The following is a 24,134-nucleotide window of genomic DNA, read 5'->3' on the forward strand; positions in this document are numbered from 1 at the left end:
TAGACTTAAGGCTCATGAACGACCACAGAGCAATAAAGCTTTTCTCTTTCTTTCGGCCTGTAACTGGCACATAGAAAAGTCATTAGTTAACCTTAATTGCTTTATCTCAATAACCAGGTAATGAGGGCTCGTCATGCTCTGACGATACTCATCTTTATTTTGGAGTAATTGAGCTTTACCCTGACTATAGAAACGAGAAGAGAAATCAAGCTTGTCCCAATAATAGGTTGGAATAGTCTGAGTACGCTGCTCTAGCAACCAACGATCACTCTTGTCCTTACTTGGACCTAAACCTAATACAATCGCAGTCAAGAGTAATAACATTGAAATCGTTAAGGCTAAGGTTTTAAACAACGGAATAGACTCACCTTTCCATGCATAAACGAGCAATAGTGCTACTGCAGGTACCCCAGGTAAAACATAGGCAGGCAACACATTTCCAGCAAAGGTAAATAAGATCATCGGCGATACCATCCAGCACAAAAAGAACTTTGTCTGTAGATCAAAGCCAATACCTTTACGCCATAATCGCCATAAGGCCCTAGGAATAAACAGGGTCCACGGAAGCGCAGCAACAGCAAAGAATAACCAAATAGTCCCTCTGGGCTCATCATGAGCGCTACCATAAAGATCGCCCTGCCAACCACTATCCACAAACCTCAACCAATGTTCACCGAGAATAAAATACTCAAGAAAGCCAGGTGTGGCCTGTTCAGCCATCAGATACCAAGGCAAACTCAACAGCAGCATCAGTAGCAAACCAGACACTAAAGGCACTCTTTTAACCAGCTCTTTCCAGGGCTTAATAAGTCCGAATCCCCAAATAAGCCAAAGGCCTACGGACAGTCCCATTAGAACTAGAATTACCGGACCTTTAGCTAGCAGGCCTATCGCTAAGCCTGCGAAACCTAAATACCCCCACTTTTTACTACCCTGCCAACATAGATAAAAGCCCACCATGGCGAGTGTCATACCGACAGTCAGTGCCATATCAGTCATGACAGCACCTGCACTCACATAAAAAACCACCGTGGAGGTCAGCACAATGGCGACCTTAACAACCGATAGTCTTAGGGTTTTAGCTAAGTAGGCAGTTAATGCAATGACGAAGACAGCAGCGCACCAATGGGGGAAGCGCACCGCAAATTCTGTAACACCAAAGACCTCAATGCCGGCTGCGCTCATCCAGGTATGCAATGGGGGTTTCCCCCAAAATGGGACATCGTAATTAAACAATGGCGTTAACCAGTTACCAGTTTCAGCCATCAGTCTGGCCATCTCACCGTATCTAGCTTCAGTAGTGTCCATCAGTGGGTAAATAGCCAGTGACAGTAAGCGAATAAGCAGTAAAATACCTAAGACAGTGATTAACGGATTAGCAGTAAAGGCTATTTTAATTCTGTTTATCATCGTGTTTTATCCAAGTAACTGACATTACTCTTTGCAGCTCTATCTCTACCACTTGCTTGATGTACAACATTACCGATTATGTATATCGGACGCTGCTTTACTTCCATAAAAATACGCCCGATATACTCACCCATCAGCCCTAAAGCCAATAATTGAATACCTGCTAGCCCAAGTTGAACCACCATCATTGAAGGATAGCCAGCAACAGCATCCCCCCAAACAGTGGCTTTTATAAATACCCAAAAACCATAGATAAATGCACTCATGGCTGTAATAAGTCCAGCCCATGTCGCTAACCTCAGCGGCTTAATACTGAAAGAGGTGATCCCATCCATAGCTAAACCAACCAATTTGCGGTAATTCCATTTGGTTTCTCCCACAAATCTAGGATCACGATCAAATATAATCGTCGTTTGGCTAAATCCGGGCCAACTCAGGATCCCTTTCATAAAACGATTACGTTCAGGTAAAGAGTTAATGCTATCGACAACTTGACGACTTAGTAATCTAAAGTCGCCAACATTTTCAGGCACCACGGTTTCCGACATGGAATTGATCACACGATAAAATGCAGCAGCGGTGAAACGCTTAAACCATGATTCCCCATGGCGCACATCGCGACGCATATTGACAACATCCGCTCCCTCTCTCCATGCCTCAAGCATCTGTGGGATTAATTCTGGCGGATCCTGAAGGTCTGCATCTAATAAGATAACGCACAAGCCCCTTGCCTGCTCAAGCCCTGCCGTCATAGCCGCTTCTTTACCAAAATTTCGACTTAAGCGAATACATTGATGCTCGCTGGCAGACAGAGGAAGTTGCTGTACCTGTTGCCACGTATCATCAGTACTACCATCATCGACAAAGACAATTTCTGATGTCACTGAAACCTGTGATAACACCTTGCTCAAACGTATAAATAAAGGCTCGATGACTTCAGATTCGTTAAACATAGGAACCACAACGGAAAGGCAAACTTGTTGCTTACCATCATTATCATTTCCCAATTGTGTCATACTTGTCTCCCGAGACAGCTTAAAAGAGTAAATCACACTATACAGGCTGCTATACATGATGTGTATTTATTGTCATCGACATTTCTTCGACAGTCAACGGGCACAATCTTAAATTTTTATGGAGCTCTCATGGATAAGACTAAACTACTCATCGTGGAGGACAACCAAGATGTTGCTGGTATTCTTGCTGACTATTTTGAGGTTCAAGGTGCAGAAGTTGATTTCGCAACGAATGGCGAGCTAGGCTATTCTTTAGCACTCAATGGTAGTTTTGATGTCATCATTTTAGATTTGATGCTGCCTAAGATGGATGGCTTAACCGTCGCAAAAAAACTCCGAGAGATGGGCTGTACCACGCCAATTCTGATGCTAACAGCGCTAGACGATAAACAAGATCTACTCAATGGTTTCACCTCTGGCGCCGATGATTATTTAGCCAAACCCTTCGACTTAGATATACTCGATGCCAGGGTCACAGCCCTATTAAAGAGGCAACAAGGTAGAGTCGCTCAAGGCGTAGTAACCTTTGGTGAAATCGAGTTAAATACTGCAGAGCATCAAGTTTTTAGGCAAGGGAGAAGACTCGCATTGACTCCGGCTTGCTATCAAATATTGCAATTACTTATCAATAAAGCACCGTGTGTCGTAAAACGTGAAGAGTTGATTGAAGAGTTGTGGGGAGATATGCCCCCTGGAAATGATATCTTACGTAGCCATATGTACCAATTACGCAATCAACTAGATAAGCCTTTTGATCACCCAGTGTTAATCACAGTCCCTAAAATTGGTTTTAAACTACTGCAAGATCCAAGCAATGACACAGAATAGAAACTCATCGACCACAAATACATTTACGACTAAGTTAAGTCTTTACTTTAATGGCATCGCTTTATCCATAGGCGTATTGGTATTTATCCTGTCACAAGCCGGTCTCTACTGGCTCGAAGATGAGATAAATACCCGCAACCTAGCTCAAAGTGTCGACTATGCAATAGAAAAGTTTCAACAAGGGGCTGAGTCTCCTCTAGCAATAGGCCCAAATATCATTGCCTATGATTCAAGCTCTTCAATACCTGAAAGCCTTAAAGCCTTAATAGAATTCCCCGTAGGTTTCAATGAAGAAATAACTGATGATATCGCCCAAGATATGTTTTTATCTCACCAAACATTTATCAATAATGGCGTGACGCATTCACTGTATCTGACCATGGAAGCTGATAATGTTGAATTAACATCAAAAGAGTGGCGACACATTAATATTGCTTCTCTCGTTATCATGATCATCCTCTATTTAGCCTTTGATTTTGCTATCTCTAAATTATCTAAACGCTTGGTTCAGCCAGTCAACCAACTCAGCCTACAATTAAAGTCGGCCAGCCAGGATAAAAGCTTTTCTGTGCCTGATGGTTCAGCTTCTGAGTTTAGCCAACTCTCTGAGAGCTTAAACAACTATCATCAACAGAATAAGCAACTTATTAAGCAAGAACAATCTTTTGCTCGCTATGCAAGCCATGAGTTAAGAACCCCTTTAACCGTCATTCTTGGCGCATCAAAATTGCTAAAAAAGGGTGATGATGCAAAATTTCAAGCGCGCCAAATTGAGCGTATCTGTAGATCTGCTGCCGATATGCAAAACACCATCGACGCCCTACTGAGCTTAGTTAAGCAGGAGCAATCGAAAGAAAATATTCAATCTCGACGCTTACGAACGGCTGAAGTTGAAAGGTTGCTCGAATACCTCAAACCATTAGTAGACTCTAAAGGGCTAACTCTGACATTGAAGATGCTTAATGAGCCACTAATCCAACCCAGTGAAGCAGTCTTAAGAATGTTATTAAGTAATTTGCTACATAACGCTATCAATGCCACTGAATCCGGTGAAATCAGCTTAACCATCGACAGCAACTCAATTGAAGTTCGTGACTCTGGCAGTGGCTTGAGTGAAGCAGAGAGTGCCTCAGATGGACATGGGCTAGGTTTACAGATTGTTGATGCGCTTTGTCAGCGTTACAACTGGAGTTTTAACTTAATTGAAGCGGAAGATAGTGGCTGTATCGCTAGTTTATCATTTTAACCTAATATTTCATGACTAAGCTTTCTTAGTTCGGTGATTAGATAAGCTCTCAAAAAATTTACAGTTACGCTTCTTAAGCGTGTATTCGCGAATGACTTGCCACTCTTGAAATAAGGCAATAGCGAAGGCGCCCACAACAGCAAGCACGATAATCAGCCCCAGTGAGATAATAAACTGAGTCGCAATCATTGCGCTGTAATCTAACGCATTATAGTCGAAGCCAGTCATGAGCCCTCCTAGAGGGTTAACAACTAAAAGCCATTAAACACTCTATTATTTAATTTGAAAACATGAATAATCGGACAAATAATACACGACAAAAATTAACCTTAGCTGAACCAAAATGATTAAATCACCGCTCAATATTTAAATAGAAATAATATTGATTTTCAATTAACAAGTATTATTTCATCTATAACTAGATAAAAACATAAGTTCATCTGAACTTATGTTTTTTAAAGGACATTCTTGAATCTAACTTTTAATAAATATTAGAGATTAACTTTTGTTTGAAGTTGTTGGGCATGTAAAAGCTCTTGATCAAATGCGCCAGAACTTACTGCATGCATCAACTTATTTTTCATCTCTTCTACTTTTAATCTAGGCACCCTGAGCCGTGTACACCCATGATGTATCTGCTCCATGGCTAATACTTTCTTACCAAGCTTTAAGGTTAAAATCCTAAAGTTATCATCATCACTTTTAGCATCATGAACCTTAGAGCGTGCCCTACATTCGTCCAGCGTTAACTCCCATATCCGTTTTTTGACCTTATTGCCCACACCATTATTTACCATTGCAAACTCTTGAAAACAGTCGAGTGAGCTCACAGCATCTTTGGCATTCCTCATCATTATCCCCCTGCATTGAATAATTGATTGTTAGCCCTATTATTTTTCTGTTTATTTCTTGCCAATAGATACATCACCAAACAAGTAAGCACCTATTTAGATATAGGTTATATTCCTTAAACTAGATACTTGTCTATATCATTGACTTACTTGTGTGACCAAGTTCAATACAGGCATGTTAAAATAGTGATCTCCATTGTATTCAGTACTTTCTACTGCTTTAGGCATAAAATATGCTTAATAAGATATAGAGCTATTACTCTACAGCTTATTAAGTGAGGCCCATCGACTAACAAAAAAAGGCACCCGAGGGTGCCTTTGACTTTGCAGGAAAAACATTGTGGAGCTTAAACTCCTAGAGTCAGCCTTAAAGACATCTCTAGGAACTTAACCATTACAGAGTAAAACCGTGGTGACCCATGATTTTCTCTGGGCTGTGACAAGTGGCACAAGCTTCTTTCGCATCTTTTGCCATCGCCTTATCTGCACCAATATATGCACCATTTAGTTCCATATGCGACATAGCCGCATCTGAAAGGTACTTCTGGTGACAGCTTATACATGCAGCGGCATCAGGAGAGGCATAGAAGGTCTCAACAACTTCATCAGCTGCTGGGCTTTGAGTGCTAGGAATCGCATGAGCTTGACCCGCATTACGGCCTAACTCGAAGCCATACTGAAGACCACCATAACCCTCAGTAGCTGAGTGACAAGTCGTACAATCTGTTTTCAAGATAGTACCGCTTCCACCGTGGCCATTATCATGACCTTCCGCTTTATGCGCCTTGTACATGAAACTGGTCGATTTCAGCAATGCGGCACCGTTGCTCGCTTCGCCATTACCTTTAAGGCTCTTATCGTTAGTATGACAAGCAATACAGTTCACACCATTTGAATCATGGTAGAACTCGTAGCTATGACATCCATGACAAGATGCTGTATCAACAATTGCACGACGCTCACCGACAACGGCTTCTGCATCACCTAACACTGCACGATAAGCAGGTGTTTGAACATAAGCTGGATAAGCATTGTCAGCATCACATGCTGTACGCTTGTCCGTTCCCTCTTCAAAACACACCTTGAGTACAGGTAGCACTTCAAGTGAACGCATTGCGATATCAGCAGGGAAGTTAATCGTAACCGCAACACTTACCGTGTTGTCAGCATTCCAAGTCGCTTTGGTTTCATCTTTAATATCGATGCGACGTTCGCTATATGGAGCTTGGTTGTAATCTGGGTAGTCTTTCTCTACATCCCAGCTCACTACCATATACGGCTTGCTATAACCTTCTTTATAGACTTCATCTTTAGCGACTAGCTCACCATTAGCATCCATCACCTTCATATCAAACTTAATCAGGTTAGCAGCATCGATAGTCACATTACTGACTTCTACGCTGTATTCTTTGGCAGCTTGGTAAGGCTTGGCAGCTTCTGAATGCACTTCTACACTATGACAATCGGTACAAGTAAATTCAGGGTTCTTATCTGACTTATGCTGTGCTGGAGAATCAGTGTGACAACCAGTACAAGCATTGGCGTTAGCATTTGATAACCATAAATCTTTATCGGCTAACTCTTCATCTTGAACGTGACAAACTGCACAATCCATAAATGGTTTAGTCGGGAAAGCTGGGTAATCGAATGCATGATCGCCGCCGTAGCCAGCGATGGTATAAGGCATAGGAACAACATTGCCCTCTGCATCTTTACCTTCACGCTCAGGTCCCATATGGATAGCATGTACCATATGACCTAATTCAACTGAAACATCATTAGGATCTGAAACTATGCCGTTGTGACATGACTGACAGTTTTCTAGATCAAGTCTACGACCACCGTGAGCCTTAAGGCTATCTGGCTGGTGACAAGTGTAACAAGTTTCAAGCGTCACTAACTCGCGAGTCTCAACACCTTCAGTCGCATTGGTTGATGGGATCCAGTCGTAATGAGCATTTTCTGCTAACTCATGACCTGAGGCATATTCAAACTGCATCTCAATAGCGATACGCTGAGTCAATGCTGGATCGAATACAACACCAGCTGCATCTACAACACTGCTAAGGTTGGTATCAAAGGTATATGTATAAGTACCATCTTTATGATCGACTAAACACTCAGCACAGTTCTTTATCTGCTCAAAACCTTGCTCGAACGTAGTGCCTTCATCATTAGTGGCTTCATTTAACAGAGAGATCCACTGTTTAAGCTCTGAGCCTTCGTTAGTTTCTAATTGAGCTAGCGAGAAGCGGAAATCGTGATACTCATTGTCAGCACTCAGGCCATGTAGCCCTACGCCCTCTTTATTCTCAAGATCGAAATCAAGGGTAATGATACCGTCTGCATAAGTTGCATTGCTGATGCTTGCAACTGCTTCTGCAGCCATATCAATATGAATACCTGAAGTACCTGGATCACCAGGACCACCCGGTTGTCCATCTTCACCATTTTGACCATCTTCGCCATCGCTACAACCAGCTATGCCTAAAGACATTGCCCCTGCAAGCACTAGCCATAACTTACTTTTTTTTGTATTTAACATTGCTCATCATCTCCGTGGAGTTGTTCAATATAATTATTTTGTGAACAGAGCAATATTACCTACAAATGGGTACGCTAAACTTGAGCAAGCTCAAGAAAAAATATTACAAAATATCTCAATATCATTTACCAACATAAAACATAAATCATCCAAGCAATACTTAAGCAATAAACATAAACGTAAACATAGTCGCAAACATAATGAAAAACATAGCAACAAACATCATCAAAATTTGCATGAGAAATATGTACTGATCAAGATAAATTGAGACATTCGTTCAACTTTCAGCCATCGCAGCCCCCCAACCTTACATACGATTAGACAAGAGTGTACACTTCACGCTTTTTCGACATCGATGAGATTATAATTTCAGATTCGGATCCTTGCGTAACTAACAATCAAGCCTTTGGAGAGTCATTTGAAAAAAGCACTGTGCTTATTCTTTGCCAGCATATTTTTTACTATCAATTCACAGCCTTTATCAGCAACAGAACCAGCAATAAAGCTTAACTTGCCGACCCAGCAAGAGGCTTTACCCTTTTTTGAAACTGTTGAACAGGCTGAAGCTAGAAGTGAAGATTATAATATAGCAATTGATGAAGCCGATGAGGCTCAAGCGCATTGTGTCTCAGAGTCTGAATGCGATAAGTTGAGCCTGTATGAGACAGATCTTGGCTATGCAAAAACTGCCCATATAAATAAAAATGGCTTGGATATGTTCGATATCCTAGGCGGACCAGCCTATTCGCCTGAAGGCGGAATTATGGCCGCCATAGGCGGTCTTTACTCATTTAAAACTGATAGAAACCAAGCTGAGCTACAGCGTTCTAGTGTATCTCTGTTTGGCGTTGGTAGTAAAACTGATGGCGGTTTAGGCTATGGGATCCGCTCTAAACAGAACCTATTTTTTGATGACAATGCTATCCGTTATACCGGTCATTTTTTACTGGCTAACCAGAGTGAAAATTTTTGGGGGATTGGTCAAGATGCCGGTCAACAACGTGAGCCCTCTGATGATACTCTACTAGATAAATTGTCGTTAACTTACAGCGCTAACCTGGACTTCAAAAATGCATATGGCTTCTATGTAGGTCCTGCGATAAGAATAAAATATTTTGAACCCGATCAGAACACACTTCCCCCTTCAGCGATTGAAGATGAGAACTTTCAAGCATTCAAAGATAAGCCGTTATCAGTGGGCTTAGGCTTTAGCGTTAACTACGACAGTCGAGATGTCACAGTCAATGCATGGCAGGGACAGTATCTCAACTTCGAGTACATCAATTACAACCCAGCTTTTGGCAGTGATAACCAATATGAGAAGGTGTTGCTTGATCACCGCTACTACCTCAACTTCAATCCAGGTCGAGTACTCGCCTTTTATAATGCCTTTCAATGGAGTACTGGCGATGTACCCTACTACGATATGCCAACACTCGGCGGACAGTCCTCGCTTCGAGGCATTTATCAAGGGCGCTACCGAGACTACAGCACCATAGAACATACCCTCGAATACCGCCATACCTTCCTTAGAGTTAATGGCGATCTTTCAGCTCACGGCATGACGCTTTGGGCTGGTATTGGTTCTATTGCAGGTACCGATACCGATCTATACCAAGAACTGCTTTATAGCTATGGCATTGGCTATCGCTATGAGTTACAACCCCGCATGAATGTGCGTCTAGATTTTGGCCTAAGTAAAGATGGAAATGGATTTTACCTGACGTTTACCGAAGCTTTTTAATTTCATTTCCGAGATATCAATAACATGAAATACCCATTAATGGCGCTTGCCAGCCTTTGCGCCTTTAGTACACCAAGCTTTAGCAGTGAATCCACTGAAATAACCAAGCAAGCCGAACTAAATAGTAGTGACATTGAGAGAGAACAACCTGAACATTGGAGCCGTCTGCCCTTCCTTGGAGAGAAAGCCAGAGAACTTGGCTACGAACTCCCTATCCCAGTGGGAGTCGGGCTATATTATAACACCCAAGAGGTGGGCTACAGTGCCAAAGATGACTTCCTATTAGGCTTATCAGGCACGGGGAAATTTGGTTGGCTCGATACCAATATATCTATCCCTTCTGAAGATGTAGTGATCACAGGTAGCGATGAGAGTCTGCAGCTCAAAATTGATGCCTGGGTGCTTCCCTTCCTCAATATATATGGTCTTGTTGGACACACTAAGGGACAGAAGAATATCTTAGCTGACCTGAGTAATGCCGAAGGTATTCCTGGTGGCGGCATAGATATCGTATTACCGATCCCATTGGAGTATGAAGCCTATAATGTGGGATTAGGTACTGTTATTGCAGGACAAGCTGAGATAATTCCCGGCATGCATCCTTTTATCTTTACTGGCGTTGCGGCCTTTACTAATTCATGGACCACGGCCACAGACAGCAAGATTCAAACCTATATTGGGTCTGTCCGTGTTGGCCAGCGACATGATGTCTATGGTGGCAAGCTGGCCGTGATGCTGGGTTACAACTATCAGCTCATCAACCAAAAAGTTACCGGCAGTATGACCTTTGATATTACATCTGGCGCTCGTCCAAGCAGTGTGACTGTCGACTATGATGTCAACTTAGTGAGCTCACAGAGCCATAATATGTCTGTTAGCATGGTCTATGATTTTGGTCCAAACAATGAGTGGAATATCTTCGCCGAATATGGGTTCCTAAACTGGGATCAACTCATCGTCTCCATAGGGCGTAGGTTCTAATATTGCTAGAAACAACAACTAAAAAGGGAGCTATAAGCTCCCTTTCCTCAATCGCTAGCCTTGACGCGTAAAACGATAAGATTGTATCTGCTTCTCTTCACCTTTAATTTGAGTAAAGGTATCTACTAAGAACACATCTTTTCCGGCAAACCTTAATTCCAACCGCATATTGTGTCTGTCTGCACCATTGAGTGTCAGGCCTTTAGCGTTCACAGGATAATAGCTATATCTTTGGCTTGCCCCATTATACTCACCCGAGAAGCGCACCTGTTCATTATGACTAAAGTCAGTTATCAGGCTATAGCCATCATTGGGCGTATAAGCGAGTTGTACCTTACCTGTTAGGCCATGAGGCTCACCATTAACTTTTAGCTCATCAAACTGCAGTTCAGCGGCCGTTGTTTTGGCTAAGCTGCCTTTTGCTACACCACTGGCTTCGATACGCTCGCCTTGAGCATCCAAAGCCCAAACATCAACCCGCCATTGACCGTTAAAGCTATCCAACTTATCCCAGTTTTGTGGGATTGTAGATACGCTAGCCGCAGCTATTGGCGAACTGCCTAAACCATTAACATTAATATTTTTAGTCGCATTTTCGTTGCGGTGATCTTCTCTATCATTGTGGTAATCTGCAGCCGCTCCAGCTGCAGCGCCTGTGGCAGCGCCAACCATAGCGCCTTTGGCTGCCAAGCTTGCATCACCCAAAGCCGCTCCCATAGCTAAACCAATCAAGGCTCCACCGGCGGCTCCCGTTTTTAAGCCTCGATTTTGATCTCGTTCACCATTTTCACTGGTACTGGCACAAGCACTCAGAACAGAAACGCACAATGCTGCAAGTAAGGTCTTTTTCATGGTAGTCATAGTGTATTCCTCGACATAAAGCGGTACATTAGTACCAATAAGATTGGTGTGGCTATCAATCCGTTAGTGTGGTGATTAAACCAGATAGCACGCGTCAACATTAGGGCAAGGTTTCATAAATTAATCTTCACAATGCCTAGAGGTTTCTGACTCTTGGTACAGCGAGCGTTCAGATTGATTTAGCTGAGTTTCACAAATAATATCTGTGATCCGAAAGAGGAATAATGAACACGACACAATATACCGGTATAGATGAGTACCTGTTTCAAAAGCGCACTCAACAAGAGCTTTCACAAGAGTCACTAGCACTTCAGCTACAAGACTTTAGCCCACTGTTTTCTGAGCTGGATTCCCTGACTATCAGCCGCTGGGAACGAGGACGAGTCAGCCCTAACATCCGCAGGCAAGTTGCCCTGATGGAGTTTTTTGGCGATGAGCCACACTTGTTACTCGCTGACCCTAACTTTGAATTGAAGCAACTGCCTTCTATGTCTGCATTTCTACAGATGTTAGCGCAGCAAACTAATTATAATCACGTGATGGGGGCTCATCCTTATATTCCTCAGGATGAACCTAACTTTGAAAAGTTAAATAAGCATAGCGACAATCTATTACAAAAATTACGTTGGGTATCTAATTCCCATAATAACTTAACTCGGCAGCGCGAATCTTGGGATACAGAATTTTTAGCTCAATTGGTTTTATTTTCTTCCACTGAGGCAATATTCTATCAGATAGATGATATTTTAATGGGACACTCCATTTATATACGCATAGATGAAGACACATTATCCGCTCTGCTCAGCGGTAAGATGCAAGAAACCCAGTTAACCACCGACGATCTCATCGAGAAGGATCAACCTGCTTGCCTGTATATGCTAAGTGCATATATTGGTGGACGCCATGTGGCCGAAGACTCTTTGCTACACATGTTATTTACCTTAGTTGAAAACCCACTCAATTTATCATTGGGCTATAAGGCCCGCAGTGATATTGGCATCAAGTTAATGGACTTTCTGTCTGGTAAGCGTTTAGGGCAAGGGGAACGACTCAAGGATCGGCTCGATGGCGCTAAATATCTAGGAAAACGTTACAGTTACATCTCGTTTAACTTGCAAAGAGCAGAGCTTCTCGCTACCCCGCTGATGCTCAATGTGATGCGTAAACAAGCCTCAACTTAAAAAGAGCACCTTTTACAGAAATATCGGTACTCTTTTACGGGTTAACTTGATTAATCTGCCAGCTAGTTAATGACTGTCAGCTGATAACCTAAGGCCTGCATCTGGTCTTCATAGAGCGCCAAGGTATATTGACTGTCGTCAAAGCTCATTAGTTCAGACTGATACAACAAGGTTAGATTACTATTGTCATCTTCATACACCACGCTGACCTCGTAATACCCTGTAGGTAGAAGCAGTGATTCATCTTCAGCAAAATCTACCCCATCAATCTTATATTCTGCAGAGTCTATGGTTTCATCTTCAGCAACAAAATAAATGCTCAAATCATCAAAGCTATGCACAAGGTTTGCAAAATTTATCAAACTCTCATAGGCCCTTGGCCTAAGATCATGCACCAGCGTCAACCCCTTAATCTGCTCTGCTTCATCCTGATACAGCAGCATAGATTTAGTCTCATCCTGATTAAATGTCACCAGGAGGTTGTTAGCAAGCAGAGCTTGAGATTCACTCTGAGTGATTGTCACCCCATAATCATCAAAATCAACAGACTGAAATGCCGTACTCTGCCCAAGTTCAATACCTTTTAACGCAATGTCATTGCCATTATTGCTAACGAGAACGTCTAGATTTCCATGTTCACTCAAGCCGTTGAATAAGCGGAACTCAGCATTGGCCTCGACATTAGAATAGTTATCCGCCCCAGAGGTCGAGTCCACATTATCTATGGTGATATTAGGCGTTCCCGGCCCAAAACTGTCTCGAATAACCAGTTTGTAGACAGTTTCAGATGATAACGAAAGTGCCGCCGTGATATAAATAGGCTCCACAGCCCCAGGCTCTGTCAAATAGAGGACATAATCTCCTGTATCTAAGGTCACTGCCGACGTACTGCCTTTATAACTCAAACTGTCTAGGTGCGTGGCATCGATGAAGTCGCGGCCATCGACACCGATATAGACATCAAATGCACCAGCATCCATCGCTGTGTGTGCCACAAGAAGTTGCATCTTGCTATAATCGACATCTTCGTCATCATTAAACTCATCCATCTCAGTGGTCTGATAACTAATATCCATAAACTCTGGCGAATGATAATCCCCAATTAACATAAACAGATGGTGATCACCGTTATTGAGATCGAGTGTCTGCTGATAATTAACTAACTCATCACCAATATCGTCCTCTCCAATAATCTCAAGTTCAACCTCTCCGACTGAATACGCATACTTTGGCATAGCATTAGCGTACTCGACCGCCGTATACTGATAATCATCTAATGACAGGCTTAAACTTGTACTGTTCGCTGACGCGTTATAGAGCTGAACATAGCTTGTAGCTGTTGAACTCTCTTCATCATCGGAACTACAACCCGTAGCGCCAATAAGCAATGCTGATAGCAGCCCGATATATCCCCAAATATTTTTCTTCAAAATTAACTCCTTTTGATACTCAATTGTTATCGCCATTTACATGGTCGCTACTTATGACAAATAAAATAGGTCAAGAAACGTCAAGCTGAGTAATAAAAGGTAATCCTATCTATAATTTTGCAAGCAATTGAATATCAAATTAAACACATAAAAAAACGACGCACATTGGCGTCGTTATAGTGAAGAAAATAGTCTGATATGTTGTGAATATAAATCTAGTTTACATTGAGTCTGCTTCAGCTAAGTGCAGAGCGTCTATAGCTGCAGTTAGCCTCTAAACTTCATCAGCCGGACAAAATCACCTTAAACTTGTTCTGCAACGACTTATCGTCTTGCTGACCATATTTAATCAAAAGATCATCTTTACCATCACCGTTAAGATCTTCACTCGTTACCATGCCACCATCTTGAGGCAACTTCACATTGATCTCCTCACTGCGTTTGGCAAAAAGCCGTTCACTCTGGCTACCGAGAAAGATCTGCAAAGTATCATCACCATCAGACAACAACAGATCCTGCAAACCATCACCATTAAGATCTGCAAGCTTGACGACTGGACTACCACTTTGACCCGAGGTGAGACTGAAATTCAGCTCCACCTCCTTGATAATATTCGCATCATCAGAAAAAAGGCTATTCTCATCCATCTTAAACAGATAAACATCTTGATCTATATTGCCTGAAATCAAGGCGCCGATAATTTGTGACAAGCCTATATCAAACCCTGCCACCAGCACTTCATCTTTATTGTCACTATCAATATCAATGAACTCGAGTCCAGTTAAGGTGCCATCAGCCCTAATGACGCTATTGGGCTTCTTCGGAAAACTCAACTTTCCTTTTATATTCTCTCCAAGATAGACTTCATAATCATTGACTCTATCAAGCACCCCAGAGCTCTTGGTGTAACGTACGACCAAATCGGTCAAGCCATCATTGTTGATGTCTTTGAGCTCCTCAACTTTACGGTACACCAGGGAGCTTTGATCTAATTGTTCGCCGTAAGCATCTCTTTTATTCCACCAATCCAGTCCACTGATAGCCAAACGCACAGAGCTGTATTTTGCAATATTGTCGAAATTGCCTGACTCTAGCTGAGCATAAACCTCAAGTTCTCCCTCGCCAATTTTAACGATGTCGGGCTTACCATCGAGATTAATATCTGCACTGTAAAGCTTAGCTTGAGTGTAACGAGCGCCGTCGTTGTAAAGCCGAACCTGAGGCTTAATAGGTAGATTTTGTCGCAGAAAACCACCCTCACCTTGAGCGATAAAAAGCTCAACATGGGAAAAGTCAGAAATAATAATGTCATCCAGGCCATCTCCATTGAGATCGCGGATAAAATCACTGTCACTGATATGGTCTGGACGTGGCTTCAAAGACATAGAATCAATATCGGCGATAACCTGAAAAGGATTTAATTTATCACTGGGAACAAATTTAAATAACTGCTGACTGGATATAAACATAAGCTGTTGTAATTCATGGGCGTTAGCTTGCCGAGATGAATTGTCGGCATCACGTTGGGTTAAATCAAACCCCAAAAAATTCCCGGGTAATTTTGTCTTAGATGACTCAATATATTTCCCTTGAGTCTTATTAAAAGTAAAAACGGTTAGCCATTTTTGTTGAAGTTCATCAACACCAAACGTGATTAACTCCTTGCCATTAGCGGCGAGTATATTCGCTGGCAATATAGGATGAGTCAGATTGAAAGAGGCTTCTACATTATGAGATTCGAGTGTCACTCCAGTGCTTTTAGAGGCTGCATAAACTCCAGATGATGCCATTGCCAAAATAGGTGCCAACACTGACAATGCAGCAAGCGTCGATAAACGCGATAAACCGCTTATTATTTTTTCCATCTGCAACTAACTCCATTTTAATACCAATTGGTATAGACCCGATATGATCTGTCTAAATCGCGCATAACCTTAAACACTTAATCTATCGACTCTGAAAAAAAAAGAAAGTTCAGTTAACCAGATGTTACAAACTAATGCCATAGATGACCATTTATACATCAATTGGCTTTCAAGTTTCGTTTAAACTGACCCTTGGTTGCCACAGTAAGATGGTTATTTCCACGCCCGGGTCATCTCACGGCGGCCTAACGCACCTGGGTAAGCTTTAACTCTGAAACCTGCTGCTTTTAGATTGCGCTTGAATTGCCCCTTGGTTGCCACAGTAAGATGGTTATTTCCACGCCTGGGTCATCTCACGGCGGCCTAACGCACCTGGGTAAGCTTTAACTCTGAAACCTGCTGCTTTTAAGTTTCGTTTGAATTGACCGTTCGCGCAGTAAGACACCAGCATACCTCCCTGTTGCATCACAGGGAAAAGCCTATCGAAGTTATCTTGCAGCCATAATTCTGGCTGCTTACTCGGTGCAAAAGCATCGTAAAAAACCAAATTTATGGAGTTGATATCGGTAGTAAAATCCTGCAACTTAGCATGTACCTTGTGCAGGATAAAACCAGGCATGATCTCCACATCACAACCCCAAGGAGCTTGATGTAGCTTGTCGAACAGCTCGGCTAATTGGGGGGAGAAGCCAGTCTTATAATTGAGCTGAGCGACGATATCCAAAGGAATGGGGTAAGCCTCTATACTGATAAAGCGGATCGGTCGCTCTATGTTTCCTGTTTTAGCTAAAGCACTTTTTAATGTCAGTATGGCATTCATACCTGAGCCAAATCCCAACTCCAGAATATTGACTTGTGCAAACTCATGGTCTAATTGCTCAAATCCAGCCTGAATATAAACATGTTCAGACTCACTCATGGCTCCATTATGCGCATGGTAGCTGTCATCGAACAGCGAGCTCATCAGAGTATGTGAGCCATCTTTCGTCATTTTAACTTCGATCTTATTGAACACTTATCAACCTCAAACTTTATATTGCAGCTCACAGCCTCTGAACATCAAAACACACTCTACTTTTTATCGAATGTTCATTTCAACATGAAAATATATTTAAAATATCCACTTATGATCTGAATTCGTATGACGGCAAGCACACATTTTTTGAACCCTTTATATTACTATAACCAGCAAGTGATTAAACCCAGCCAGTTCAATATCACCCCTATTCAGAACGCAGTAAAAACCACCCAGATTCGTTTTAAGTTATATACCATTTTGATACTAGGTCCAAAACCATGCCACACACCTGTAATGTCACATTCAAGGGTAATGCCCTTGCCGCCTTCGCTTTTTTACTCTGGGGCATAATGCCGCTCTATTTTCAGATGCTAACGAGTGCGGATACGAATGAACTACAGGCATTTAGGATCACCTTTTCAGTGCCCTTCATGGTATTAGTCTTTCTAACTCTAGGTAAGCAACTTCCCTCAATCGCCTTACTTAAAGCGGATAAGCGATCGGTTGCATTATGCGGACTCGCCTCTGTCTTAATGTGCGTATCTTGGTATAGCTTTACTTGGGCGATAACACACGGGCAGGTGCTTGCTGCAAGTTTAGGCTATTTTATTAACCCCCTATTTGCCATCGCGCTTGGGGTGTTGTTTCTGGGGGATAAATTATCTAAAGCCCAGGTACTTGCAGGATTATTGGGCACCTGTGGCATCAGTTATATGATATTTAGTTATGGCGAGCTACCTTGGTTATCTCTAGCCATGGGAGGCTTCTTTGCCCTCTACGGCCTATGTAAGAAGTTCATTCGATTCGACTCCATAACCTCTGTGACGCTAGAGGCGGCGATTTTGCTACCCATTGCGCTTGGTTACCTTATCTGGTTATGGAGTTCAGATCAGAGCGTCGCCCTAGCAGGGCTATTTGCTAACCAGCAAGATTTCGATTGGAAACAACTATTGATATATATGGGCACCGCACCCGTGACCTTAATGCCGCTGCTCTTTTTCGCACTTGCTATCAGCCGTACTAGCCTCTCTATGATTGGCCTAATGCAATATATCGAGCCTAGCATGCACTTTCTGTTAGCCGTCTTGCTGTTTAACGAGCATTTTGATCAGGTCAAAGCGGTAAGCTTTGCATTGATCTGGACAGGATTACTACTGTGCTCATTAGAGGCCCTTCCAAATCTCAGGCAGAGACGAGCAGAAAATAAAGCTGCAGGTATCTAGAAGCCATGGCAGTTTAAATCATCTTTCTAGGCTGGTGAGTTTTTCAGTGATCTCTCTAACAAGCTTGTGGCTAAATATCATCGACATATGTAGATAAACATCGAGCTGCTTATTGGTTGCTACAGGCCAATGGGAACGGCTAGGGGCAACGGTATAATCAACTGCTGCACAGTATGAAAATAGCGATAGACCATCCAGTGTCCCGACGGTGCTATCTAACAAGCTCAGTAGCTCACTATTGGGTCTTAATTGCCTAAAAGCCTTTGAAGGATAGGGAAGATAGGCCATATAACTGCCTAAGTGTGGGCTTGATACTGTAAAAAGGTGGCTGGTCCGCACGTTGCCGCCCAGTTGCTGCAGATAAAATCGAGCGACTATCCCCCCCATACTAAAACCGATAATGGCGATGGTTTCCTGCTCGCCAAATCGAGCAGTGATCTGCTGTTTAAGGTTTTGGGCCGCGAACTCGACGCCACATCTGCCATCGAAAGGCGATAAGGTGGGAGTAAAGCAGTCAAAACCCTGAGAAGAAAACTGCTTAGACATCCAGCTCATCACAGAGCCGGTATTGAAAATGCCATGGACCAATACCAGTTTTGCTCTTTTCTCTGTAGTACTCATCTGTCAGCGAGTCTCATTTTTATCAAACCCAACGCCGATTTTAGCGTTCAATTTTGCTATCATTGCCAGTCGGCAACTGCCTACAGTCAATATTACCCATTTAAACGAGTTATTTACCATGTCTATCTCTACATTTTTAGCCTCCGCCCTCGAAAAACGCCATCAATTGCTTACCCAAGCTAAGGCAAGTAATACTGATTGTTATCGCGTATTTCATGGCACAGTCGAAGGCATTAATGGTTTAAACATAGACAGGTATGGCGAAGCCTGGTTAATCCAGAGTTTTCATCAAGCATTAAGTGATGATGAACTTCAAGAGATCAGTGACTCACTCACACAAGTGGAAGAGTTACCCGTGATCTACAACGATCGCTCAGACAAAAATTCTCGAGTGATGAACAAGCTGGATGTGATTAATGATGACTTTGCTAACCAAGCTCAAGTCATGCATGAAAATGGCATTAAGTTCACCTCTAAACTGCGTCACGAAGGACAAGACCCACTGCTGTTTCTGGATATGAGAGTAGGTCGTGAATTCGTCCAAGCCAATAGCCATAACAAGACAGTGCTTAACTTGTTCTCCTATACCTGTGGTATCGGCACTGCGGCCGCAGTGGGCGGCGCAACTCGAGTCATGAATATAGATTTCTCCTCATTTGCATTAGCCGCTGGCAAAACAAATGCAGAGCTCAATCAAGTAAGTGATGTTTGCGAGTTTATTCAGAGTGATGCCTTTCCAGCGCTGAGACAGCTAGCAGGCCTTAAAGTGGCTGGCCGTCGTAACCAGAAGCTACCTAAATATCCCAAATTACCGGCGACGCAATTTGACCTCGTCTTTCTTGATCCACCACGCTTTGCCAAGAGCCCCTTCGGCATTGTCGATCTGATCAATGATTATCAAAGCCTGTTTAAACCTGCGCTACTGACTACAAAAGCGGGCGGTACGATTGTCTGTTGTAATAACGTCGCCAAAGTCGACCGTGAAGCTTGGTTTGATGCACTTGTGCGTTGTGTCGAAAAGCAGGGACGAACAGTTAGCAGTCATAGCTGGCTGGATTGCCATGCCGATTTCCCATCGTTTGACGGTAATCATCCATTAAAGATCGTCGCGTTAACGGTTGATTAACTTACGTTTTAACCTTGATCCCTTTAGCAAAACATCACGCCTAGCCTGTAGCAACTGGCTAGGCTCATAATTTTAAACCTTAGGTATTACAAACCACCTAAGGTGAGCTTGGCCGGATCTAAAAGCTTCTCAAGCTCTTCTCGAGAGATGTCAGTTTCTTCCTCGGCCACATCCAATACGGCTCGGCCTTCTTTATAGGCTTTCTTAGCAATTTCAGCAGCCTTAGCATAGCCGATAATCGGGTTAAGCGCGGTCACTAAGATGGGGTTACGCGCCAAGGCTTTCTGCAATTGCGCCTCGTTAACCTTGAATGTCGCTATCGCCTTATCTGCCAATAGATAACTGACATTAGCCAGCAGATTTATGCTTGAAAGCAAGTTGTCAGCAATCATAGGCAGCATCACATTTAATTCAAAATTCCCCGCCTGACCACCCACTGTGATAGCGCTATCGTTACCTATGACCTGAGCCGCCACCATAGTCGCAGCCTCGGGGATCACCGGATTGACCTTACCCGGCATGATAGACGAACCAGGTTGTAAGGCTTGCAGCTCAATCTCACCGAGTCCAGCTAAAGGTCCCGAATTCATCCAACGCAGATCGTTAGCTATCTTCATCATAGATACGGCCGTGGTTTTCAACTGTCCCGACAATGAAACTGCGATGTCTTGAGTACCAATATGACTGAAAAAATTGCTCGCTTGGGTAAACGTGAGACCTGTCATCTCACTGAGTTGATGATTAAATTCTGCCGCAAAATCTTCATGGGCATTAATCCCAGTGCCAACCGCCGTCCCTCCCTGAGCTAGGCTCTGTAATCTCGGCTTAATCCCATCAATCAGATCAATATTGTGTTCTATCTGGCTAGCCCAACTCAGCAAGCTCTGACTCATACGCACCGGCATAGCATCCATAAGATGAGTCCGGCCGGTCTTGATATGGTGATCGACTTCGCCCGCCTTCTGTTTAATCACTTTCAGCAGATGTTCCAGCGCAGGTAACAGGCTATTTTCCAGCTCCATGGCAGCACTGATATGAATACTGGAGGGAATGATATCGTTACTACTCTGACCATAATTGACATGGTCATTGGCACCTACAGTTTGATTGGAAATTTTTGACGCTAACGTGGCCAATACTTCGTTGGCGTTCATGTTCGAACTCGTGCCTGAGCCAGTTTGAAACACATCCACCGGGAAGTGCTGCATCATCTCCTTCTCATCGAGCAGCTGAGACACTGCAGCTGAGATACCATCTGCCATATCTTGTGGCAACAAGGCTAGCTTTGCGTTCGCCTGGGCCGCAGCCGATTTAGCCAGCAGTAAGGCACGAATAAATGACTCAGGCATTCTCTTACCACTGATTGGAAAGTTGTTCACCGCTCGCTGTGTTTGGGCGCCGTATAGCGCCGAAGCTGGCACCTGAAGCTCTCCCATGCTGTCTTTTTCAATACGTGTCGTCATGATCTTCCTATCCGTTATTTATTACATACTTTCGGCTCATTCAATGTGCTAAACCTGATTTGAAAAACTGGCCAATGTCCTTTCTTAGTGAGCTAAGCCTGCTTTAAAGAATTGGCTAGTCACTCTTAACTCATAAAATAACTGCTCTAACTCTTGTTTCTGAGAGTCACTGTCAACGAGCCTCGACAAGGCACTCAAGGGTTTGTAGATGTTATCTAAACACCAGAGCCTCCAGTGACTCTCGAGCATGTCATCAGCTAAAGTATCGAGCAATAATCGATACTCTGCCACATGGAGGGACCAGGCAGCATGTTTGCATCCACCCATTAAGGCTTGCTCCATGGAAAACCAGATCAATACTAGGCTGGGATTATCAACGTCTTCGCCGTGGCGGATCTTATGACGCAGCACATTGATCGCTGGATCTTGATGATTAAACTGTGGAAAACATTGGCACATACAAATCACCTAACGAGAGCGATAGTGAGAATGGGAATCAATATCATTAAGTGGTTTTATAGTAAATATGTCAATGGTATTTACGCAGCAAGACTCAAACGATAAAGAGGGCTGCATTAGATTAATGAGTGGAGATTCTAGTTCCTAGGACCTAGGAACTAGGAACTAGGAACTGCCTGACCTAATGACCTCTATGGTGTAACGATATCGAACACGCCTTTGGGCTTATCCAATAATCTAAAGAAGCTCACTAGATCCAACTTGCTGCCCTCAATATTGAGCTCATCGGAGAACAAGAGATCCGAAGCCCCGGCATGACCTATGATCAGATCGATGAATAGCTCATGACTGATATTTAAGGTCACATCGGCATTCTGATCCTTAGCTGCTTTGCGGTGATGTAAGACTGAATTGTTCAGCTCCAATACATAGTTTTCATCGAGATCGATAAAGTTAATATTGAGCAAATAATGCTTACCAAACGCTTCGGGGCCGATCACACGTGATGCCATGGATTGCAGGAAGTTCTCCACCGGAGAGCGCAGTAATATCTGCTTCATAGAAACTAAATCTATGCCCTTCTCCGGAGTACCATGACGTAACTCAAATGCAGCCGATAGATACACATCACGCCAAGCGGCAGACTCTGCTTGATAGCCAAGTTGATCATAACTCTTAGCCAGTAACTCCTTAGCGGCTAGATTAGTACTGTCAGCAAAAACGAGCTTATTGAGCAGTTCAGCGGCCCAACGATATTCCCCAGTAACAAAGGCTTGCTCCCCATGAGCTAGCACCGCAGCCGCGCCTCCCATCAGGTCGACATATTTTTGAGCCGATTGAGACTCAGGCAAAGGATCCAAGTTAGCCGGATTAGCATCATACCAACCAAGATAAGCCTGATAGACAGCCTTAGCATTGTGTTTAGCTGTGCCATAATAGCCTCGACTGGCGAAGGTACTCGCTAGCGCTGGTGGCATCTCGATCGCTTCGGCTATCTCGGCAGGCGTTAGCCCCTGGTTGAGCATGCGTACAGATTGATCGTGAATGTATTTATAAGTGTCTCTCTGCTTTCCTAAGAAATCAGCGATGGCATCCCCACCCCATATCGGCCAATGATGGCTGCCGAAATAGACCTTGGCCTCTTGCTGATTAGTGAGTGCCTCATCAATCGAGCGACTCCATTCCAATGCATCCCTGACTTTCGCTCCACGCAAGGTATAGAGATTATGCATGGTCTTAGAGACTAGCTCGGCGCCGCAATAGGCCTGCAGCTCTGGCAAATAAAAGGTAAATTCAGAGGGAGCCTCTGTACCGGATACTATCTGAAACTCGAACTTCACCCCATCGATCACCTTAGTCTCATCGACTTCAACTGTGATAGTCGGCGCCAGGATACTGAACGTACCAAATGCTGGCTCCTTACCTAAGCCCGAATCGATATGCCCCCGAGGCGATCTAGGTAGCTGTTTGCCATACATGTACATGGCGCGGCGGCTCATGGCTGTTCCGGCCATGACATTTTCACTGGTGGCCTCATGCATAAAACCAGCTGGTGCGACTATATCTATCGCGCCAATATCAGCAAGTTGTGCATCATCCAGTAGACCTAGAGCCCCACCAAAATGATCCATATGGCTATGAGTAAAGATAATGCCTGAGACAGGTCTTTCACCGAGCTGATTATTTACAAATGCTAGAGCAGCCTTTGCTGTTTCTGCCGTGGTCAAAGGATCGACGATGATCCAACCTGATTTTCCGGCGATCACTGTCATGTTCGCTAAGTCGAAACCACGAACCTGATATACCCCCTGGGTCACTTCAAATAATCCGTGGATGTTATTCAAACTCGCCTGTCGCCATAGACTCGGGTTAACACTCGCTGGTGCCTCTCCCTGAATAAAATCATAGGCAGGCCTGTCCCAGATATTTTTCCCCTGCGCATCGACCACTTTCAAATCAGGCAGCTTAGCGATAAAACCTCGGTTTGCATCGGTGAAATCTTGCATATCCTCGAAAGGCAGCTGAGTCAGCAGTGCAGAGTTTGCCTCTAAAGTATGATGAGTCGCGGGGGTAAAGCCAAAGGAGTCGACAGCATCAGGCAATACTGGAGCTGATGCTGCTTTGTGATTGATATCGACTTGAGGCTGACAGGCCACCAGCACTAAGGCGCAGAGACTGGGAAAGATAGCTCTTATGCTTTGCTTATAATTATTCTTAGGCACACGCTCTAAACGGCTATTGATTTTATTATGATGATTCAACATAA

21 protein-coding genes are annotated in these 24,134 nt (G+C 43.5%); 7 read left to right on the forward strand and 14 right to left on the reverse strand.

Features of this window, described 5'->3' with window-relative positions:
* Positions 1-12: 12 nt before the first annotated feature.
* Together FM038_RS21795 and FM038_RS21800 are read right to left on the reverse strand one after the other, a co-directional pair.
* Positions 13-1,410, reverse strand: a complete 1,398-nt coding sequence (locus tag FM038_RS21795; RefSeq protein WP_142873865.1) for an ArnT family glycosyltransferase — start codon at positions 1,408-1,410, stop codon at positions 13-15.
* Entirely contained in the window at positions 1,407-2,426 is a 1,020-nt protein-coding gene (locus FM038_RS21800) for a glycosyltransferase family 2 protein (protein ID WP_142873864.1), read from the reverse strand. The genes FM038_RS21795 and FM038_RS21800 overlap by 4 nt, the downstream gene beginning before the upstream one ends.
* Positions 2,427-2,555: 129 nt before the next feature.
* Here FM038_RS21800 and FM038_RS21805 point away from each other — a divergent pair, with 129 nt between their 5' ends.
* Positions 2,556-3,254, forward strand: coding sequence for a response regulator transcription factor (locus FM038_RS21805; RefSeq protein WP_142873863.1), 699 nt, complete (start codon positions 2,556-2,558; stop codon positions 3,252-3,254).
* Positions 3,241-4,500 carry a HAMP domain-containing sensor histidine kinase gene (locus FM038_RS21810; protein ID WP_142873862.1) on the forward strand — a complete coding sequence of 420 codons (1,260 nt, stop codon included), beginning with the start codon at positions 3,241-3,243 and terminating at the stop codon, positions 4,498-4,500. Before FM038_RS21805 ends, FM038_RS21810 begins: the two co-directional genes overlap by 14 nt.
* Positions 4,501-4,515: 15 nt before the next feature.
* Here the strand turns inward: FM038_RS21810 and FM038_RS21815 are convergent, their stop codons facing one another.
* The 3 genes from FM038_RS21815 to FM038_RS21825 form a co-directional block, all read right to left on the reverse strand.
* Positions 4,516-4,728, reverse strand: a complete 213-nt coding sequence (locus FM038_RS21815) for a hypothetical protein (protein ID WP_142873861.1) — start codon at positions 4,726-4,728, stop codon at positions 4,516-4,518.
* A gap of 263 nt (positions 4,729-4,991) precedes the next feature.
* Positions 4,992-5,351 (reverse strand): hypothetical protein, encoded by a 360-nt coding sequence (locus tag FM038_RS21820; RefSeq protein ID WP_223292941.1) that lies wholly within the window; start codon positions 5,349-5,351, stop codon positions 4,992-4,994.
* 394 nt (positions 5,352-5,745) lie between these two features.
* Positions 5,746-7,896: an OmcA/MtrC family decaheme c-type cytochrome gene (locus FM038_RS21825; RefSeq protein WP_142873859.1), complete on the reverse strand. Its 2,151-nt coding sequence runs from the start codon at positions 7,894-7,896 to the stop codon at positions 5,746-5,748.
* Positions 7,897-8,314: 418 nt separating this feature from the next.
* On the opposite strand from FM038_RS21825, the gene FM038_RS21830 reads away from it, so the two are divergent.
* Positions 8,315-9,640 carry a BamA/TamA family outer membrane protein gene (locus FM038_RS21830; protein ID WP_223292942.1) on the forward strand — a complete coding sequence of 442 codons (1,326 nt, stop codon included), beginning with the start codon at positions 8,315-8,317 and terminating at the stop codon, positions 9,638-9,640.
* 24 nt (positions 9,641-9,664) lie between these two features.
* Positions 9,665-10,621, forward strand: a complete 957-nt coding sequence (locus FM038_RS21835) for a hypothetical protein (protein WP_199242710.1) — start codon at positions 9,665-9,667, stop codon at positions 10,619-10,621.
* A gap of 54 nt (positions 10,622-10,675) precedes the next feature.
* Here FM038_RS21835 and FM038_RS21840 read toward each other — a convergent pair whose 3' ends face one another.
* Complete coding sequence (locus tag FM038_RS21840; RefSeq protein WP_142873858.1) at positions 10,676-11,482, reverse strand: glycine zipper domain-containing protein; 807 nt, start codon at positions 11,480-11,482, stop codon at positions 10,676-10,678.
* A gap of 224 nt (positions 11,483-11,706) precedes the next feature.
* On the opposite strand from FM038_RS21840, the gene FM038_RS21845 reads away from it, so the two are divergent.
* Positions 11,707-12,663: a helix-turn-helix domain-containing protein gene (locus tag FM038_RS21845; RefSeq protein WP_142873857.1), complete on the forward strand. Its 957-nt coding sequence runs from the start codon at positions 11,707-11,709 to the stop codon at positions 12,661-12,663.
* 62 nt (positions 12,664-12,725) lie between these two features.
* On the opposite strand, the gene FM038_RS21850 is transcribed toward FM038_RS21845, so the two are convergent.
* From FM038_RS21850 to mnmC2, 4 genes are all read right to left on the reverse strand, one after another.
* The gene (locus FM038_RS21850) at positions 12,726-14,093 is read right to left on the reverse strand and encodes a DUF4397 domain-containing protein (protein ID WP_142873856.1); all 1,368 of its coding nucleotides are present in this window, start codon (positions 14,091-14,093) and stop codon (positions 12,726-12,728) included.
* Positions 14,094-14,377: 284 nt separating this feature from the next.
* The gene (locus tag FM038_RS21855; RefSeq protein WP_142873855.1) at positions 14,378-15,958 is read right to left on the reverse strand and encodes an FG-GAP repeat domain-containing protein; all 1,581 of its coding nucleotides are present in this window, start codon (positions 15,956-15,958) and stop codon (positions 14,378-14,380) included.
* A 213-nt stretch (positions 15,959-16,171) separates the two neighbouring features.
* A complete protein-coding gene (locus FM038_RS25280; RefSeq protein ID WP_229601092.1) occupies positions 16,172-16,279 on the reverse strand; it encodes an MnmC family methyltransferase in 108 nt (35 codons plus the stop codon).
* A 10-nt stretch (positions 16,280-16,289) separates the two neighbouring features.
* Positions 16,290-16,973: a tRNA (5-methylaminomethyl-2-thiouridine)(34)-methyltransferase MnmC2 gene (mnmC2, locus tag FM038_RS21860; protein WP_142873854.1), complete on the reverse strand. Its 684-nt coding sequence runs from the start codon at positions 16,971-16,973 to the stop codon at positions 16,290-16,292.
* A 281-nt stretch (positions 16,974-17,254) separates the two neighbouring features.
* Between mnmC2 and rarD the strand changes: the two genes are divergently transcribed.
* Positions 17,255-18,199: an EamA family transporter RarD gene (rarD, locus tag FM038_RS21865; protein ID WP_142873853.1), complete on the forward strand. Its 945-nt coding sequence runs from the start codon at positions 17,255-17,257 to the stop codon at positions 18,197-18,199.
* 18 nt (positions 18,200-18,217) lie between these two features.
* Here the strand turns inward: rarD and FM038_RS21870 are convergent, their stop codons facing one another.
* Positions 18,218-18,745: a lipase family alpha/beta hydrolase gene (locus FM038_RS21870; protein WP_229601093.1), complete on the reverse strand. Its 528-nt coding sequence runs from the start codon at positions 18,743-18,745 to the stop codon at positions 18,218-18,220.
* A gap of 193 nt (positions 18,746-18,938) precedes the next feature.
* Between FM038_RS21870 and FM038_RS21875 the strand changes: the two genes are divergently transcribed.
* A complete protein-coding gene (locus FM038_RS21875) occupies positions 18,939-19,946 on the forward strand; it encodes a class I SAM-dependent rRNA methyltransferase (protein WP_142874006.1) in 1,008 nt (335 codons plus the stop codon).
* 86 nt (positions 19,947-20,032) lie between these two features.
* On the opposite strand, the gene FM038_RS21880 is transcribed toward FM038_RS21875, so the two are convergent.
* The 3 genes from FM038_RS21880 to FM038_RS21890 all read right to left on the reverse strand — a co-directional run bounded on the left by FM038_RS21880 (position 20,033) and on the right by FM038_RS21890 (position 24,132).
* Entirely contained in the window at positions 20,033-21,409 is a 1,377-nt protein-coding gene (locus FM038_RS21880; RefSeq protein WP_142873851.1) for a class II fumarate hydratase, read from the reverse strand.
* Between the two features lie 84 nt (positions 21,410-21,493).
* Complete coding sequence (locus tag FM038_RS21885) at positions 21,494-21,868, reverse strand: hypothetical protein (RefSeq protein ID WP_142873850.1); 375 nt, start codon at positions 21,866-21,868, stop codon at positions 21,494-21,496.
* 191 nt (positions 21,869-22,059) lie between these two features.
* Complete coding sequence (locus tag FM038_RS21890; protein WP_142873849.1) at positions 22,060-24,132, reverse strand: alkyl/aryl-sulfatase; 2,073 nt, start codon at positions 24,130-24,132, stop codon at positions 22,060-22,062.
* Positions 24,133-24,134 lie beyond the last annotated feature (2 nt).

The organism is Shewanella eurypsychrophilus (genome assembly GCF_007004545.3).
Taxonomy (GTDB): domain Bacteria; phylum Pseudomonadota; class Gammaproteobacteria; order Enterobacterales; family Shewanellaceae; genus Shewanella; species Shewanella eurypsychrophilus.